Below are 16,798 nucleotides of genomic sequence, written 5' to 3'. Positions count from 1 at the left end.
ACCATGCGCCCTTGCCTAGGCATCGCGAAGTTCCTTTACGGCATCTGCGCTGGAGTCTCCATGCTAGAAAAATTAGAGTAGAGAAAATAAATCTGTCCCCTTTATGGTCCTTTGCCCCTGAGTCACTATTAGGGGCTCCACATGCTTGCAGGCCCCGAGCGTCTTCTTTTGTACCTGATTGAGCGTCAGTACGCCTATGCGTCCCAAGGTGCGCCTTTTGGGACGCTATTTCATGCTCTGCTCCAGCTTCCCTCGCCGCTTCGACAGTCCGCTTGCCGTCACTTTCTCCGATAGCTTTTCTTGCCGCCCGGCGTCAGGCAGTACACCCCTCCGCGCGGGCCTGTGCAGAACGAGCCGCTGCCACAGGCACAGCCCTGCGTCGTGCCTTGCAGACGCTGTACGGCGGGTTGTCCGGTACGTCCGCCGGCGTTGCCGAAGTAGGCCGCGCAACTGCGCTTCGAGGCGCTGATGGAGCCGTCGTTGCAGAGGAAGATATCGCCGTCGCAACCGGCGATACCGCCTTTCTTTCCCGAGCAGGGGCTATTGGCAGCCAGCGCCGGAAGTGCGCAGACCGACAGGAGGAAGAGGGCAGTCGAGGCGAAGAGTCCGAATTTCATTGGCGAAGCTTCCGTGCGAATGATGGCTGCATGCTATCTCAGGCGCGCGCCGTGCGCTTTCGCGAGCGCGCCGATTACATGGTCTTACCCGAGCCTTGACAGGTCTTTTCAACGGGGCTTATAAGTGGCGCCATCAGGTCATGCGCATCAGCGTCGATGTCGCGGGACCGAACCTAACGCATACGTACAGAGCAAATGGGCTCTCCCGGGGTTACCCGGGAGGGCCTTTTTTCGTCCCGAAAAAATAACAACAAGAGGTGATATCCATGCGTCACGGCGATATTTCCAGCAGCAACGACACCGTCGGAGTAGCGGTGGTCAACTACAAGATGCCGCGCCTGCACACTGCGGCGGAGGTCCTGGACAACGCCCGGAAGATCGCCGACATGATCGTCGGCATGAAGCAGGGCCTGCCCGGCATGGACCTGGTGGTGTTCCCCGAGTACAGCCTGCAGGGCATCATGTACGATCCGGCGGAGATGATGGAAACCGCGGTGGCGATCCCCGGCGAAGAAACCGAGATATTCTCCCGCGCCTGCCGCAAGGCCAATGTCTGGGGCGTATTCTCCCTCACCGGCGAACGGCACGAGGAGCATCCGCGCAAGGCGCCGTACAACACTCTGGTGCTGATCGACAACAACGGCGAGATCGTCCAGAAATACCGCAAGATCATTCCCTGGTGCCCCATCGAGGGCTGGTATCCCGGTGGTCAGACCTACGTCAGCGAAGGGCCGAAGGGCATGAAGATCAGCCTGATCATCTGTGACGACGGCAACTACCCGGAAATCTGGCGCGACTGCGCGATGAAGGGCGCCGAGCTGATCGTGCGCTGCCAGGGCTACATGTACCCGGCCAAGGACCAGCAGGTGATGATGGCCAAGGCCATGGCCTGGGCCAACAACTGCTATGTGGCGGTGGCCAACGCCGCCGGCTTCGACGGCGTGTATTCCTACTTCGGCCACTCGGCGATCATCGGCTTCGACGGTCGTACCCTCGGTGAGTGCGGCGAGGAGGAAATGGGTATCCAGTACGCCCAGCTGTCGCTCTCGCAGATCCGCGATGCGCGCGCCAACGATCAGTCGCAGAACCACCTGTTCAAGATCCTCCACCGCGGCTACAGCGGCTTGCAGGCATCCGGCGATGGCGACCGGGGCCTGGCGGAATGTCCGTTCGAGTTCTACCGCACCTGGGTCACCGACGCCGAGAAGGCGCGCGAGAATGTCGAGCGTCTGACCCGCTCGACTACCGGCGTGGCGCAATGCCCGGTCGGCCGGCTGCCCTACGAGGGACTGGAGAAGGAGGCCTGACGGCAGACGCCGCCAGCCCGGCGTGCCGTCGTGCGGCACGCCGTCTCCGCCATTTCCCCCTGTGGCAGAAGGAGTTTCATCCATGCCTTTTCTGAGCGACATGCTCGACCAGTCCCGCCGGCAGCAGGACGAGGAACAGGCCCTGGCGCGGGAGAATCTCGCCGAGGCGAGTCTGCTCCAGGCCCACCTGAGCCACCGCAGCGCCCTGCACAGCCGCTTCCGTTTCGACCCGGCGGCGGTGATGGACTGCCTGCGCGCCGAGGTGCTCGGCCAGGAACCGGCGCTACAGGCCGTCGAGGACATGCTCAAGGTGGTTCGCGCGGACATCGCCGACCCGCGCCGTCCGCTGTTCAGCGCGCTGTTCCTCGGCCCCACCGGGGTCGGCAAGACCGAGATCGTGCGCGCCCTGGCCAGGGCCCTGCACGGCGACGCCGAGGGGTTCTGCCGGGTGGACATGAACACCCTGTCCCAGGAGCACTATGCCGCCGCCCTCACCGGTGCGCCGCCGGGCTACGTCGGGGCGAAGGAGGGCACCACCCTGTTGGAACAGGACAAGCTGGACGGCAGTCCCGGGCGCCCCGGCATCGTTCTCTTCGACGAACTGGAGAAGGCCAGCCCGGAAGTGGTCCATGCGCTGCTCAACGTGCTCGACAACGGCCTGCTGCGGGTCGCTTCCGGCGAACGCACCTACCATTTCCGCAACACCCTGGTGTTCATGACCAGCAATCTCTGCGCCCATGAGATCCAGCGCTACGACGAGCGTCGCCAACGCCTGCCCTGGCGCCTGCTGCCGGTCGGCGGCGAACGCCGGCGGCGGGACATCGACGGGATGGTCCGGGCCCGGCTGCTGAAGACCTTCTCGCCGGAGTTCGTCAATCGTCTCGATAGCGTGGTCACCTTCAACTGGATCGAACGCAACGTCGTCGCGCGCCTGGTCGAGTTGGAGGTGCAGCGGCTCAACCGGCGCCTGGAGAAGCATCGCTGCCGCCTGGAGGCGACCCCGGAGGTGCTGGCGAAGATCGCCCGCGCCGGCTTCGACCGGCAGTTCGGCGCCCGTGCGTTGCGCCGCAGCGTCCGTCATCATCTCGAGGTACCGCTGGCCGAGCATCTGCTCGACCACCACCAGCCGGGCGACGGGAACTGCACGACCTACCTGGCGAGCCTGGAGCACGAGCGGGTTCGCTTCGTGCGGCGCTGAGCGACAGTCACAGGAGAGGAAACGGATGGGATCGCACCAGGAGCGGCCGCTGATCGGCCTGCTGTTCTCCGAAACCGGTGTCACCGCCGATATCGAGCGCTCGCAGCGCTATGGCGCATTGCTCGCGGTCGAGCAACTGAATCGCGAGGGCGGCGTCGGCGGTCGCCCGATCGAAACGCTGTCCCAGGACCCTGGCGGCGATCCGGACCGCTATCGGCTGTGCGCCGAGGACTTCATTCGCAACCGGGGGGTACGGTTCCTCGTGGGCTGCTACATGTCGCACACGCGCAAGGCGGTGATGCCGGTGGTCGAGCGCGCCGACGCTCTGCTCTGCTACCCGACTCCCTACGAGGGCTTCGAGTATTCGCCGAACATCGTCTACGGCGGTCCGGCGCCGAACCAGAACAGTGCGCCGCTGGCGGCGTACCTGATTCGCCACTACGGCGAGCGGGTGGTGTTCATCGGCTCGGACTACATCTATCCGCGGGAAAGCAACCATGTGATGCGCCACCTGTACCGCCAGCACGGCGGCACGGTGCTCGAGGAAATCTACATTCCGCTGTATCCCTCCGACGACGACGTGCAGCGCGCCGTCGAGCGCATCTACCAGGCGCGCGCCGACGTGGTCTTCTCCACCGTGGTGGGCACCGGCACCGCCGAGCTGTATCGCGCCATCGCCCGTCGCTACGGCGATGGCAGGCGGCCGCCGATCGCCAGCCTGACCACCAGCGAGGCGGAGGTGGCGAAGATGGAGAGCGACGTGGCGGAGGGGCAGGTGGTGGTCGCGCCGTACTTCTCCAGCATCGATACGGCCGCCAGCCGCGCCTTCGTCCAGGCCTGCCATGGCTTCTTCCCGGAAAACGCGACCATCACCGCCTGGGCCGAGGCGGCCTACTGGCAGACCTTGCTGCTTGGCCGCGCCGCGCAGGCCGCAGGCAGTTGGCGAGTGGAAGACGTGCAGCGGCACCTGTACGACATTTGCATCGACGCGCCGCAGGGGCCGGTCCGGGTGGAGCGCCAGAACAACCACAGCCGCCTGTCTTCGCGCATCGCGGAAATCGATGCGCGCGGCGTGTTCCAGGTCCGCTGGCAGTCGCCCGAACCGATTCGCCCCGATCCTTATGTCGTCGTGCATAACCTCGACGACTGGTCCGCCAGCATGGGCGGGGGAGCGCTCCCATGAGCGCCAACTCGCTGCTTGGCAGCCTGCGCGAGTTGCAGGTGCTGGTACTCAACCCGCCGGGAGAGGTCAGCGACGCCCTGGTCTTGCAGCTGATCCGCATCGGTTGTTCGGTGCGCCAGTGCTGGCCGCCGCCGGAAGCTTTCGACGTGCCGGTGGACGTGGTCTTCACCAGCATTTTCCAGAATCGCCACCACGACGAGATTGCTGCACTGCTCGCCGCCGGGACTCCGCGCACTACCCTGGTGGCGCTGGTGGAGTACGAAAGCCCCGCGGTGCTCTCGCAGATCATCGAACTGGAGTGCCACGGCGTGATCACCCAGCCGCTCGACGCCCACCGGGTGCTGCCTGTGCTGGTATCGGCGCGGCGCATCAGCGAGGAAATGGCGAAGCTGAAGCAGAAGACCGAGCAGCTCCAGGAACGCATTGCCGGCCAGGCCCGGATCAACCAGGCCAAGGCGTTGCTGATGCAGCGCCATGGCTGGGACGAGCGCGAGGCGCACCAGTACCTGTCACGGGAAGCGATGAAGCGACGCGAGCCGATCCTGAAGATCGCCCGGGAGTTGCTGGGAGACGAGCCGTCCGCCTGAGCGATACCGGCCTGTTTTCTGGCAACAGGCCGGGGCATGCCGATGTCGGAACGTTCGTCGAAGCATCTTCCTTGGGTTGCGGCGATTCTCTCCAAGTTCTTCGATTCTGTTTGGGAGTGGATCGTCTTCCGCAGGCGCTCGGGTAGAATTCGAAGCCGCTGTTCAGTGCGACTTTAATATGCCCGGAAGTTCGGTAGCGTTCGGGCGGGAAAGCGCAGGCTTGCCCTGGACAGACGCGGGGGCGGCGCGCCTGCGGGCCGTCGCTGTGCGAAGAGGCGCAGATGAACTGCGGCTCCCGCGGTTAGGGCTTCTCAATATTCCGGAGCTGGGTTTTCCTGCGCATTCATAACAGTTCTGAAATGAAAAGGTATTCGCTCTTCGAGAGTTGCGGAGCAATTCCGAATATAGCGTCGGCAAGCGATTTCCGTTTTTGCAACTTCTGCCTATATTCTGAGCGACTCGCTCTCGACTGAGCGTTTTCCATTGTTCGGCGACATTCCTTTCCCTGTTCGAGGCTCTTAATGAAACGACTTCGAGTTGCCGTTTCCTGCGCGCTGCTGGCGGCGCTGGTGGGTTGTTCCAATGGTCAGGTCAAGCCGGAAAACTACTCGGGCTTCATCGGTGACTATTCGACGCTGGCGCCTGCCACCGCGCCTTCCGGAGCGCCGCTCCTGCGCTGGGTAGACCCGCAGGCGGACGTGCGGCGCTACCAGCGGATCTACATCGAGCCCAGCAGGTTCTATCCGGTCCCGAAACCGAACGACAAGGTTTCCGCGAAGACGCTTGCGGACATCACGACCTACTACGATCAGGCATTGCGCCGTGAGCTGGGCAAGAGCCTGCCGCTGGCCAGCGCCCCCGGCCCGGGTATCCTGGTGCTGAAACCGGCGATCACCGCAGTTTCCAGCCATACCCAGGGTCTACGGCCCTACGAGGTCATCCCCATCGCGCTGATCGCTGCTGGGATGAGTACGGCGGTCGGGATTCGCGACCAGGATACCCAGATTGCCACCGAGGCCATGCTGCTCGACGGTGGGGACAACAAGGTATTGGCGAAGATGGTGCGCCAGGGCACCGGCAAGGCGCTGGACGATTCCGATCAGCCGATCACGGGAGACGATGTCAAGGCGGTGCTGGACGGTTGGGCGGCCGACATGCGCATGTCGTACGAGAAGACTCTCGGTTCTCGTCGATGACGGTCGGCGGGGAACTGGCTAAGCGTCCCCGCCGCCTTTTCCGACGCTAGCCGAGCGGCCAGTTGATCACCACGACGGCGTCGTTGTAGTCGTTGTCGGTGCTGTCTTCAGAGCCGACCAGGGCGAAGTTCAGCTCATTGGCCAGGATCACCTGCGCCGAAACCAGATCCGAAGAGCGGCCATTGACGCTGACCAGGATCTGCACCTTGCCGCCGCCGCCCGAGTTGAGCACCTTGCTGCCGATGATGCCGTTGTTGGTGCTTTGCCCGGTGAAGGTCGCGACGGTTTCGTTGTTGACCTGCACGTTCACCGTCTGGGTTCCGGCCGAGTTGGCGAAGGCGGTGACGCCGAACTGGGTGTTGGCGGGAAGGGTGAACACTCCTTGTGTTGCCATGATGTATCTCCACTGAATACCTGGCCTGCCTTTTCAGGCAGCCGTCTGGCGCGCGGTATGGCGTGTCGGGAGAGATCCGCAGTCCTTGGCGGCAGGCGATGCGCAGGCAGGAAGGACGCATCGTTCAGCCAATCTACGCCGTCGACCGGGCGCGACCACTGCTAGAGTTCGCAGGAGGGCTACAGGGGTGTCCTGGCACTGGCGATGCATGGCCCGGTGCCGGTCTATGGCAGCCGCCTGCCGGCCCGCTCGTTCGATTGTTACGCTGTCTGTAATGATCTATTGCCGATGCCGGCAGGCCAGGGGCGATTGTCTCGAAATATACTGCGTCACCTGGTCGCCGCAGCGGCGACGGCTACCCACTGGCCGTCGTCCGGGTCGCCGGTTCCATCCCGGCCGCGCCAACCCCCGCATTCAGGCCCCGCTGCGGCGACTGCATTCCCGCTGGATTCGAGGCTCGTACCCTATGACTCCCGATCAACGATTTGCCCGTTGGGTTCAAGTCGCTATCGCGGTATTCGTGTTGCTGTTCGTCTACTTCCTGGTCGCCGACCTGTGGATGCCGCTCACCCCGCAGGCCCAGTTGACCCGGCCGGTGGTGCGCGTCGCGCCGCGTGTCAGCGGTCAGGTCGCCGAGGTGCTGGTGTCCAACAACGGCCACGTGCAGCCCGGCGAAGTGTTGTTCCGCCTCGATCCCGAGCCGTTCCAACTGGCCGTGCGCCAGGCCGAACTGGCACTGGAGGAAGCCGAGCGCACCAACCGCGAGCTGGATGCCGCCATCGCCTCGGCCAAGGCCGACCTCCTGGCCGCGCGCAGCAGCGCCGGCGAGCTGGACAGCGAGGCGCGCCGCACCGCCCAACTGGTGCAGCGCCACCATGTGTCGCAGCAGATGCACGAGCAGGTCAGCGCCCAGGCCCAGGCCGCCCGTGCCCGGGTCGCCGCAGCCCAGGCGCGGATCGGCGAGCTGACCGCACGACGCGGCACGGCCGGCGAGGACAACCTGCGCCTGCGCCAGGCGCGTAACGCCCTGGCCCAGGCCCGTCTGCAACTGCAATACAGCAGCGTCCGGGCCGACCGTGCCGGGACCCTGAGCAACCTGCAACTGACCCCGGGCACCTACGTTCCGGCCGGAACGCCGGTGGCGGCGCTGGTGGACGACCGCATCGACATCGTCGCCGACTTCCGCGAGAAATCGCTGCGCTACGTGCGCCCTGGCGACCGTGCGGCGGTGGTGTTCGATGCGCGTCCCGGCGAAGTGTTCGGCGCGCGGGTGGCGGCCATCGACGCCGGGGTCAAGGAGGGCCAGCTGGACGCCAACGGCGACCTCGCCGCGCCGGTCACCTCCGACCGCTGGGTCCGCGACGCTCAGCGCCAGCGCCTGCACGTGGTGCTCGACGAACTTCCCGAAGGCTTGCTGCCCACCGGAGCCAAGGCCACCGTGCAGCTGTATCCCGGCGACGGCCTGAGCCACCTGCTCGGTCGCGCGCAGATCGTCGCCATCAGCCTGCTGCACTACGTCTACTGACGCCATGCCGGCCAAGCTCGCGATGTCCGCCAACGACCTGCGTCAGTGCCTGCGCATCGCCGGCGGCGGCACCCTGGGGTTCTTCGTCTGCAAGCTGATGAACTGGGACTACGGCTCGTTCTTCGGCGTCTACCCGATGCTGCTGCTCGGCCTGACGCCGGTGATCAACCTGCACATCGTCCGCCAGTTCCTCGCCAACTCGGTGGTGATCAGCGTCGAGGTACTGGTGCTGTACGGGTTGTTCGGCGACCGGCCGCTGCTGATGACGCCTATCGTCTTCGGCCTCTTCGTCTACCGCTTCGCCCTGATGGCGCGCGGCCCGCTGTTCTTCTTCGGCGCACTGAGTTCGGTGTTCCTCTCGATGCTGCTGCACTTTGCCAGCTATCCGGACGTCGATCTGTTCGACATGCTCGCCAGCAACATGGTCGCCACCTGGCTGACGGTGGCAATCGCCGTGCTGATGTTCTACCTGTTCCCCGACGTCGAACCGCGGCCGCCGCGCCAGGCGCCGGCCAAGGACGCCCCCAGCCGGCGCCACGAGACGCTGCTCGGGGCCACGGTGGCGACCCTGTCCTTCGTGGTCTTCCAGACCTTCGACCTGAAGGACTCGCTGTCGGCGCAGATCGCCTCGATCCTGGTGTTGTTCCCCATGCACTGGAAGGGCGTGCACTTCGCCGGGCGCATCCGCGCCCTCGGTACGCTGCTCGGCTGTGCGCTGGCGGTGGGCTTGCAGGTGCTACTCTACGATCACTACGACATCCTGCCCTTCGTCGCCCTGTTGCTGTGGATCTCGGCGATGTTCTGCGCGCGCATCCACATGCTGGAGAACGGCGTACCGGGGATCGGTTTCGGCGCGCTGACCACCCTGGCGATCGTCCTCGGCCAGTACCTGACGCCGACCCACGACATGATGTACAGCGTGCTCTACCGATTTACCTCGGTGTGCTTCGCGGTGCTGATCACGCTGATGACGGTGCTGGTGATCCACCTGTTCCTCAACCGCTTCGCCGCCACCCGGCACTACAGCCACTGAGGCCTCAGGCGCGCCGGCCCGGCCAGTTGACCAGCGCGACGCCGAGCATCACCAGCAGCATGCCGCCGATCGCCGCCGGCGCCAGGCGCTCGTCGAACAGTAGCCAGGAGGCCAGCGCGGTCACTGGCGGCACCAGGTAGAACAGGCTCGCCACCTTTGACGCGGCGCCATGCCGGATCAGCGTGTAGAGCAGGCCGACGGCGCCGAACGAGAGTCCCAGCACCAGCCAGCCGAGGGTCAGCACGAACGGCGTGCTCCACTGCACCTCGCGGCTTTCGAAAAGCAGCGCGGCGAGGCCGAGCAGGGCGCCGCTGGCCAGGTACTGGACGACGCCGCCGGTGCGCAGGTCCATGCCGCCGCAGAAGCGCTTCTGGTACAGCGTGCCGCAGGTGATCGCCGCCAGTGCCACCAGCACCGCAGCCCAGGCCAGGCCGTCGGCGCCACCGTGGATGCGGCCGAGTACCACCAGGGCTACGCCAGCCAGGCCGAGCGCCAGTCCCAGCCATTGCCGGCGGCTGACCTGCTCGCCGAGCCAGATGCCGGCCAGGGCCGCGGTAGCCAGCGGTTGCAGGCCGACCAACAGGGAGGTCAGGCCGGCCGACATGCCGTGCTCGATGGCGAGGAACACCCCGCCCAGGTACAGGCCATGGACCAGCAGGCCGGCGACCGCGACATGCCCGGCCAGCCGTGCCGAGCCCGGCCAGGGCGCACGGCTGAGCAGGGCGAAGGCGGCCAGCAGGGCGGCCGCGAGGAGCAGGCGGATGGCCAGGAAGGTGAAGGGCTCGGCGTACGGCAGGCCGAACTTGGCGCCGAGGAATCCAGTGCTCCAGAGCAGCACGAAGAGCAGCGGCATGCCGCTGCCGAGCCAGGCGGGTGTGCGCATGCAAGGTCCTCGTCGGGAGGTGGCGGGACGGTCGTGGCGCCCCGCGCGTGTCGGTGTCAGTCCAGCAGCGAGCGGCCTCGCTCCAGGTAGGCGCGCATTTCCGTCTCGGGCACCATGCCGCCGCCGGTGGCCCAGACCAGGTGGGTGGCATTGGCCAAGCGCGCCGAGGTCAGCCCCATGCGTTCGCGATAGCCCTGCGGCTCACGGGTGACCCGGGCGATGCCCGGCGCGCCGGCCAGGGCCGAGGGTTCCAGGCGGATGCCCTGGCTGCGCTCGAGCAACGCGAGCAGGCGGAACAGTTCGTCGTCGTCCACCGTGTAGTAGCCGTCGAGCAGGCGCTGCATGGCGCGGCCGACGAAACCCGACGGACGCCCCACCGCCAGGCCATCGGCGGCGGTGCGGTTGTCGATGCCGAAGTCCTGCACCGAAACCTGCTCGTGGCGGCCGGTATAGACGCCGAGGAACATGCAGGGCGAGTGGGTCGGCTCGGCGAACAGGCAGTGCACCGCGTCGCCGAACGCCAGCTTGAGGCCGAAGGCCACGCCGCCGGGACCGCCGCCGACCCCGCAGGGCAGGTGGACGAACAGCGGGTGCTCGCTGTCGACGCGGATGCCGGCGGCGTCCAGCTGGCCGCGCAGTCGCTCGGCGGCGACGGCGTAGCCGAGGAACAGGTCGCGGGAGTTTTCGTCGTCGACGAAATGGGTGTAGGGATCGCCGGCCGCTTCGCGGCGGCCCTGTTCCACCGCGACACTGTAGTCGGAGGCGTACTCCACCACCGTCACGCCGTGGGCGCGCAGCTTGTCCTTCTTCCACTGGCGGGCGTCGGCGGACATGTGCACGCTGGCCTGGAAGCCCAGCGCGGCGCCGATGATGCCGATGGAAAGGCCCAGGTTGCCGGTGGAGCCCACGGCTATCCGGTGGCGGGCGAAGAATGCCCGGCAATCCGCCTCGGCCAGCCGCGAGTAGTCGTCGTCGAGGCCGACCAGGCCGTGCTCCAGGGCCAGGCGCTCGGCATGGGCGAGCACTTCATAGATGCCGCCGCGGGCCTTGATCGAGCCGGAGATCGGCAGGTGGCTATCGCGTTTCAGCCAGAGCCGGCCGGGCAGTTCGGCGGCGTAATGCTGGCGCAGGGCATCGTGGAAGGCGGCGACCTCGACCAGGTCGGACTCGATGATGCCGCCGCTGGCGGCGGTTTCCGGAAACAACCGGGCGATCAGCGGGGCGAAGCGCTGCAGGCGGGCGCTGGCGTCGGCCACGTCGGCGGCGCCGAGGCCGACGTCGGCCAGGGCTTCGGCGCTCGGCGCGATGGCCGGGTTGAACCACTCGCTCGGGCGCAGGGCGATCAGGTCGGCCAGGCGCGGGAATTCGGCGAGCCAGTCGGCCTTGGGTGTTCCGAGAATCAACGGCAGTACTCCTGTGGCGGGTAGGGCGGCGAAGGCACAGAGGATATACGCCTGGCCGGCGTTTTTCCTCGTACCCGGCAGGCAAGGCAGAACGCCTCTGCGGCGAAAGGCTTTGCACACGCGAGAATGTGCCGCATGCTTGATATCTTGAACAAGCGATGCGTATTTTGTACGCGGCCGCCGCCCGGTGCGGCATCCGCGATACCAACAAGGATAAGAAGTCATGACTATCGAAGGCCAAGGCTCACTCGCCGAACGGCTGGCTGGAGTTGAAGAAATCGAATGCGTCACCCCCGACCTCAACGGGGTGCCGCGCGGCAAGGTGATGACCGGCGAGGGCTTCCTCAGCGGCCGGCGCCTGCAGCTCGCCCGTGGCGTACTGCTGCAATGCATCATGGGCGGCTACCCGCCGGCGCGCTTCTATGGCAGCGACGATGGCGACCTGGCGCTGGTCGCCGAGCCGACCCAGGTCCATCGCCTGCCCTGGAGCAACACTCCGCGCGCCTTCGCCATCTGCGACGCGCAGGAACTGGATGGCACGCCGTCCGGGTTGTCCACCCGCGGCCTGCTCAAGCAGGTGGTGGCGCGCTACGCCGCCCACGGCTGGCAACCGGTGGTGGCCACCGAACTGGAGTTCTTCGTCTTCGCCCCGAACACCGATCCCAACGAGCCGTTCCAGGCCCCGCTGGGGCCGGATGGCCGGCGTGAGCTGGGCTATTCGGCCTTCAGCGTGTCTTCCAACAACGGCCTGCGGCCGTTCTTCGAGGACGTTTACCGCTGCATGGATGCGCTGGGCCTGGTGCGCGACACCTTCATGCACGAGATGGGCACCAGCCAGTTCGAGATCAACTTCCTGCATGGCGACCCGGTGCTGCTGGCCGACCAGACTTTCCTGTTCAAGCACCTGCTCAAGGAGGTCGCGCTCAAGCACGGCCTGATCGTGGTGTGCATGGCCAAGCCGCTGGCGAAGACGCCGGGCAGCTCGATGCACATCCACCAGAGCATCGTCGAACTGGACGGCGGGCGAAACATCTTCAGCGAAGCCGATGGCGAGCCTTCCGCCGCGTTCCGCCACTTCATCGGCGGCCAGCAGGCCTGCCTGGCGGACTTCACGCCCTTCTTCGCGCCGCACGTGAACTCCTTCCAGCGCCTCTGCCATCCCTACGCTTCGCCGAACAACGCCTGCTGGTCCCACGATAACCGCGCCGCCGGCCTGCGCATCCCGGCCAGCGGACCGTCCGCGCGGCGCGTCGAGAATCGCCTGCCGGGCGCCGACGCCAACCCTTACCTGGCCATCGCCGCCAGCCTGGCCGCCGGCCTCTACGGCCTGGAGCACGAACTGGAGCCGAGCCCGGCGATCCAGGGCGAGTTCGAGGTGCCGGAGGAACTGACCCTGCCCTGCACCATGTACGATGCCCTGCGGCGCCTGAAAGGCAGCGCGCTGGCGCGCGAACTGTTCGGCAGCGAGTTCGTCGAAGGCTACGTGGCGACCAAGAGCATGGAACTGACCAGCTTCTTCGACGAGATCAGCCCCTGGGAGCGTCGTGTCCTGGCAGCCCAGGCCTGATCCACCGTGGTACTTTCCTAGCCCTGTGTCACCCCCTGCCGCCTCGCGGCGGCAGGGTCGTGGTGTCGGGTGCCGGCTTCGGCATCCCGCGTCCTGTCCCGGGGCCTCCCCGGGACTCCAACGCTGTGCGAGCCGGGCAGTCCGCGAGCGGCGCCGGCTCCCTTGTACGGGACCGGAGGTCCGATGCGGCGGATTTTCTTCTCTTTTCGCGCTCTCTATTTCGCTACCCTGCTGATGCTCACCGGCTCCGGCCTGCTCAGCACCTACCTGGCGCTGCGCCTGGCGGCGGACAAGGTCGACGGCCTGTGGGTCGGCGCGCTGATGGCAGCCAACTACTTCGGCCTGGTGCTGGGCGGCAAGGTCGGTCACCGGCTGATCGCCCGGGTCGGCCACATCCGCGCCTACGTCGCCTGCGCCGGGGTGGTCACCGCCGCGGTCCTCGGCCATGGCCTGCTGCCCTGGCTGCCGGCGTGGATCGCCTTGCGCATGGTGATGGGCCTGGGCCTGATGTGCCAGTACATGGTGATCGAGAGCTGGCTCAACGAGCAGGCCGATGCCAGCCAGCGCGGCGCGGTGTTCGGCGGCTACATGGCGGCTTCCTACCTGGGCCTGGTGCTCGGCCAGATGATCCTGGTGGCGCATCCGCAACTGGGGCCGGAATTGCTGATGCTGGTGGCCTTCTGCTTCGCCCTGTGCCTGGTGCCGCTGGCCCTGACCCACAAGATCCACCCCGCGGCGCTGCGCCCGGCGCCGCTCGAACCGCGCTTCTTCATCCGCCGGGTGCCGCAGTCGCTGACCACCGTATTGGTCTCGGGGCTAGTGGTCGGCTCCTTCTATGGCCTGGCGCCGCTGTACGCCAACCAGTTGGGGCTGCCCAACGAGCAGGTCGGCCTGTACATGGGCGCCTGCATCTTCGCCGGGCTGCTGGTGCAGTGGCCGCTCGGCTGGCTGTCCGACCGTCGCGACCGCGCCTGGCTGATCCGCGCCTGCGCCATCCTGCTGTGCCTGTTCGCCTTGCCGCTGGCATTGTTGCAACAGATGCCGCTGGCGTTGCTGCTGGCCCTGGGAATCGCCGCGAGCATGTTGCAGTTCACCCTCTATCCGCTGGCAGTGGCCTTTTCCAACGACCACGTGGAGACCGAGCGACGGGTTTCGCTAACGGCCATGCTGCTGGTGACCTTCGGCGTCGGCGCCTGCATCGGGCCGCTGGCGGCCGGCGCGCTGATGCGGCTGTTTGGCGCTAACATGCTATATGCGTTCGTCAGCGCCTGCGCGCTGATCCTGGTCTGGCGGGTCCATCCGGAGAAGGTCAGCGGCCTGCACCGGGTCGACGACGCGCCGCTGCACCACGTGCCGACCCCGGACAACATGACCAGCTCCCCGCTGGTCGCGGCGCTCGATCCGCGGGTAGACGAACAGGCGGTGCAGGAACAGATGGTCGATGGCGAGCCCGACGCGCCGCAGGCCGACGGCGCGATGCAGAACTGAATTCCGCTCGCCGCGGGAGCCGATAGGCAGGAGAGGTTGCGATGAGTCCGACGCTTTCCCTTCACCTGATGGTGCGCAACCTGCCGCCCGGGCAGCGGCGGCCGAAGATCGCCCAGGCCATCGGCGAGGAGAGCGCGGGACGCTTGCAGCGGGTATTGCTGGAACGCGCCCTGCGCCTGCCCGATCGCGGTTTCAGTGCCCGCATCCTCTGGTTCGACGACGATCTGGACAGCGATCTGCAGACGCTGGCTATGGCATTGGGCTGGAGCCTGATGAGCCAGCCGGCCGGCGATCCCGGCGAGCGCATGCGGCGTATCGCGGCGCTGGGGTTGGCGGAAAGCGAGGCGGTACTGCTGATTCGCCACGACTGCCCGGTGCTGGACGGCGACTACCTGGAAGCGGCCTGCACCGCCCTGGGCCGCCACCAGGCGGTGCTGGGGCCGGTGGAGCGGGGCGGCTACGCGCTGCTCGGCCTGACCCGGGTCGACCCGCTGTTGTTCGAAGCGATGCCCTGGGGCGGAGACCGCCTGCTGGCGCTGACCTGCGAGCGTCTCCGGCAACTGGGCTGGGAGCATCACCTGCTGCCGGCGCTCTGGGACGTCGACCGTCCCGAGGACCTGCCGCGCCTGGCGGCGCTGGGAGTGGTCCTGTGAGACTCAGAACAGTTCGTCTTTCTCGAAGCGCCGGGCTTCGCGTTGCAACTGGTAGACGAAGCGATCCACCTGGCGCTGGGCGAGGCCGCTCATCTCGCTGAAGCGGACGCCGGCGAAGGTCGCGTCGAGCTTTTCGTCGAAACGCACGTGACGCAGTTCGATCGCGCTGCTGATCGCGCCCTGTGGCAACTGGGCGCTGAAGTCTTCGTAGATCTCGCCGGGATGCAGGCGTTCGGCGACATTGCCGGCGAAGCGCAGCTTGGCGCCGGTGGCGGAGATATCCAGCAGTTGTCCGCTCAGCGGCGCGCGGAGTTTCTCCCCGGCGATTTCCGCGGCGATCGGCTGGCTCTGCTTGATGCTGGCGCGGTAGGCGTTGCGGCGCTGGTGGTAGAGCACTTCGGCGGGAAGGGCGGCCCAGTAGCAGGGGACGCCGTCGTGTTCGCCGAACTGCACCGGGCGCTCGCATTCCCAGGCGATACGCACGCCTTCGTGGAAGGCTTCGACGCGAAACGCCTCGCCGTTCTGCAGGAAACGTTCGCCGGTGTTGGGGATGAGTTCGTCCAGCGCGACCATCCCGCGGTCGCGGTCGATGTCCACCAGGAAGCTCTGGAAGCGCTGGTTGCGATCGGCAAAGGTGATCAGCAGGGAGTCGCGGCTATCCTGCAGCAGGCGCAGGTTGGCCTGGATTTCCACGGGGGCCTTGAGCACCTTCGGGGGTTGCGGCCCCGCTTCTTCGACGAACGGGTTGGGCACCTTCAATGCTCTCCTGGGGCACGAATGCCTCAATGATAGCACTGTGCCTTGATACGTGTGCTGGTCGGGTTCAGGCCTGGCTGAGCGGGCGTTGCCGGCTGCTCGAGGCGGTGCCGCCGCGGCTGTCGTACAGGCTAGGGGCGTCCTGGCCGCGGAGGATGTTCAGCAGGCTGCCGGTGGAAGCCTGGTTGGCGCGGATGATCCGCCCGTTGCGCAGGTTGGCCTGCTGGCAACGCTCCAGCAGTTCGCCCAGTTCGTCGCCGCGCGCCAGCAGCTCGGCGCCATCCGCGCGCTCGCGGGCGTAGCGGGCAAGGCCTTCGCGGTCGAGGGAAACGCCGGCTTCGCGGAGGATTTCCGCGCGGGCCCGGCCATTTCGCTCCAGTTGCTGCATCAGTGGCTGCTTGGCCCCGAGAAGCTGTTGCAGGACCGGCAGCTCGCGCCGTTCCAGGGCCTGGAATTCTTCGTCGACCAACTGCAGGAGTTGGCTGGCGTGGCCGATATCCTCGGCGAACAGATCGAGCAGGGTAGGGGAGTCAGGCATCTCGGGCTCGGGAGTTCATTCGGCGTCCAATGTCCTCCAGCGCGTCCTTCGAGGTCAGCGCTGGGATTCGAAGTCGAGCAGCTTGCTGGCAACACGCTCGCTGTCGACCTGATAAGTGCCATCGGCGATCGCTTGCTTGATCCGGGCAACCTTATCGTTGTCGACCACCGGCAGGGTCTGCAGCTGGTCCGTGACTTTCTGCATGTTCTGGGCGGTTTCGCTGATCTGCACCGACTCGCCGCTCTTCGGAGCGGAAGTCGCGGCCGGGCCTGCCTTGTCGGCGCCAGTGGCGTCGGGACGCCCCGCGGCGGTGCTGCCGGTACGGCCGGTGGTGGCTGGCGTGCTGCCGGGATTCAGCCGGTTGAAGTCGATGACCATGGTTGTAAACCTCGAAGGTATTGGACGCTTGCCTAGCTTTTCGGCGAAGGCTTGAAAAACTTTAGGACTTATTTTCGTGCGTCGTTTCCCAG

The 16,798-nt window shown here is 66.6% G+C and carries 17 protein-coding genes; 10 read left to right on the top strand and 7 right to left on the bottom strand.

Features of this window, described 5'->3' with window-relative positions:
- Positions 1-278 precede the first annotated feature (278 nt).
- Positions 279-617 (bottom strand): YdcA family protein, encoded by a 339-nt coding sequence (locus tag VQ065_RS22945; RefSeq protein ID WP_003091758.1) that lies wholly within the window; start codon positions 615-617, stop codon positions 279-281.
- A gap of 266 nt (positions 618-883) precedes the next feature.
- Here VQ065_RS22945 and VQ065_RS22940 point away from each other — a divergent pair, with 266 nt between their 5' ends.
- From VQ065_RS22940 to VQ065_RS22920, 5 genes are all read left to right on the top strand, one after another.
- Positions 884-1,924, top strand: coding sequence for an aliphatic amidase (locus tag VQ065_RS22940; protein ID WP_003091756.1), 1,041 nt, complete (start codon positions 884-886; stop codon positions 1,922-1,924).
- Positions 1,925-2,006: 82 nt separating this feature from the next.
- Positions 2,007-3,122, top strand: coding sequence for an AAA family ATPase (locus VQ065_RS22935; RefSeq protein WP_003091753.1), 1,116 nt, complete (start codon positions 2,007-2,009; stop codon positions 3,120-3,122).
- A 25-nt stretch (positions 3,123-3,147) separates the two neighbouring features.
- Complete coding sequence (gene amiC, locus VQ065_RS22930; protein ID WP_003091751.1) at positions 3,148-4,305, top strand: aliphatic amidase expression-regulating protein AmiC; 1,158 nt, start codon at positions 3,148-3,150, stop codon at positions 4,303-4,305.
- On the top strand, positions 4,302-4,892 hold the full coding sequence (gene amiR, locus VQ065_RS22925) for a transcriptional antitermination factor AmiR (RefSeq protein ID WP_003091749.1): 591 nt from the start codon (positions 4,302-4,304) through the stop codon (positions 4,890-4,892). Before amiC ends, amiR begins: the two co-directional genes overlap by 4 nt.
- Positions 4,893-5,413: 521 nt before the next feature.
- Complete coding sequence (locus VQ065_RS22920; protein ID WP_003091746.1) at positions 5,414-6,088, top strand: DUF3313 domain-containing protein; 675 nt, start codon at positions 5,414-5,416, stop codon at positions 6,086-6,088.
- Between the two features lie 46 nt (positions 6,089-6,134).
- Here the strand turns inward: VQ065_RS22920 and VQ065_RS22915 are convergent, their stop codons facing one another.
- The gene (locus tag VQ065_RS22915) at positions 6,135-6,482 is read right to left on the bottom strand and encodes a fucose-binding lectin II (RefSeq protein ID WP_003091745.1); all 348 of its coding nucleotides are present in this window, start codon (positions 6,480-6,482) and stop codon (positions 6,135-6,137) included.
- A 466-nt stretch (positions 6,483-6,948) separates the two neighbouring features.
- On the opposite strand from VQ065_RS22915, the gene VQ065_RS22910 reads away from it, so the two are divergent.
- Both VQ065_RS22910 and VQ065_RS22905 read left to right on the top strand, forming a co-directional pair.
- Positions 6,949-8,007, top strand: coding sequence for an HlyD family secretion protein (locus VQ065_RS22910; protein ID WP_003091742.1), 1,059 nt, complete (start codon positions 6,949-6,951; stop codon positions 8,005-8,007).
- Between the two features lie 22 nt (positions 8,008-8,029).
- A complete protein-coding gene (locus VQ065_RS22905) occupies positions 8,030-9,040 on the top strand; it encodes a DUF2955 domain-containing protein (RefSeq protein WP_003119630.1) in 1,011 nt (336 codons plus the stop codon).
- A gap of 4 nt (positions 9,041-9,044) precedes the next feature.
- Here VQ065_RS22905 and VQ065_RS22900 read toward each other — a convergent pair whose 3' ends face one another.
- Positions 9,045-9,923, bottom strand: a complete 879-nt coding sequence (locus VQ065_RS22900; RefSeq protein ID WP_003091740.1) for a DMT family transporter — start codon at positions 9,921-9,923, stop codon at positions 9,045-9,047.
- Positions 9,924-9,979: 56 nt separating this feature from the next.
- The gene (dsdA, locus tag VQ065_RS22895; protein ID WP_003091739.1) at positions 9,980-11,326 is read right to left on the bottom strand and encodes a D-serine ammonia-lyase; all 1,347 of its coding nucleotides are present in this window, start codon (positions 11,324-11,326) and stop codon (positions 9,980-9,982) included.
- 325 nt (positions 11,327-11,651) lie between these two features.
- Between dsdA and VQ065_RS22890 the strand changes: the two genes are divergently transcribed.
- The 3 genes from VQ065_RS22890 to VQ065_RS22880 all read left to right on the top strand — a co-directional run bounded on the left by VQ065_RS22890 (position 11,652) and on the right by VQ065_RS22880 (position 15,034).
- A complete protein-coding gene (locus tag VQ065_RS22890; protein WP_073647204.1) occupies positions 11,652-12,893 on the top strand; it encodes a glutamine synthetase family protein in 1,242 nt (413 codons plus the stop codon).
- A gap of 183 nt (positions 12,894-13,076) precedes the next feature.
- On the top strand, positions 13,077-14,381 hold the full coding sequence (locus tag VQ065_RS22885; protein ID WP_003091737.1) for an MFS transporter: 1,305 nt from the start codon (positions 13,077-13,079) through the stop codon (positions 14,379-14,381).
- A 41-nt stretch (positions 14,382-14,422) separates the two neighbouring features.
- The gene (locus tag VQ065_RS22880; RefSeq protein ID WP_003091736.1) at positions 14,423-15,034 is read left to right on the top strand and encodes a TIGR04282 family arsenosugar biosynthesis glycosyltransferase; all 612 of its coding nucleotides are present in this window, start codon (positions 14,423-14,425) and stop codon (positions 15,032-15,034) included.
- 3 nt (positions 15,035-15,037) lie between these two features.
- On the opposite strand, the gene flgZ is transcribed toward VQ065_RS22880, so the two are convergent.
- From flgZ to flgM, 3 genes are read right to left on the bottom strand one after another with little or no spacing between them, the layout of a single operon-like run.
- Positions 15,038-15,829 (bottom strand): flagellar brake protein FlgZ, encoded by a 792-nt coding sequence (gene flgZ, locus VQ065_RS22875; protein ID WP_003119635.1) that lies wholly within the window; start codon positions 15,827-15,829, stop codon positions 15,038-15,040.
- A 28-nt stretch (positions 15,830-15,857) separates the two neighbouring features.
- Entirely contained in the window at positions 15,858-16,328 is a 471-nt protein-coding gene (locus VQ065_RS22870) for a flagella synthesis protein FlgN (RefSeq protein ID WP_003091733.1), read from the bottom strand.
- Positions 16,329-16,382: 54 nt separating this feature from the next.
- A complete protein-coding gene (flgM, locus tag VQ065_RS22865; protein WP_003091732.1) occupies positions 16,383-16,706 on the bottom strand; it encodes a flagellar biosynthesis anti-sigma factor FlgM in 324 nt (107 codons plus the stop codon).
- Positions 16,707-16,798: the final 92 nt, after the last annotated feature.

The organism is Pseudomonas sp. KBN10P06128 (assembly GCF_037574945.1).
GTDB classification, from domain to species: Bacteria; Pseudomonadota; Gammaproteobacteria; order Pseudomonadales; family Pseudomonadaceae; genus Pseudomonas; species Pseudomonas aeruginosa.
The sequence above is the reverse complement of the archived record's forward strand: the minus strand, read 5'-3'. Positions and strand labels throughout refer to the sequence as shown.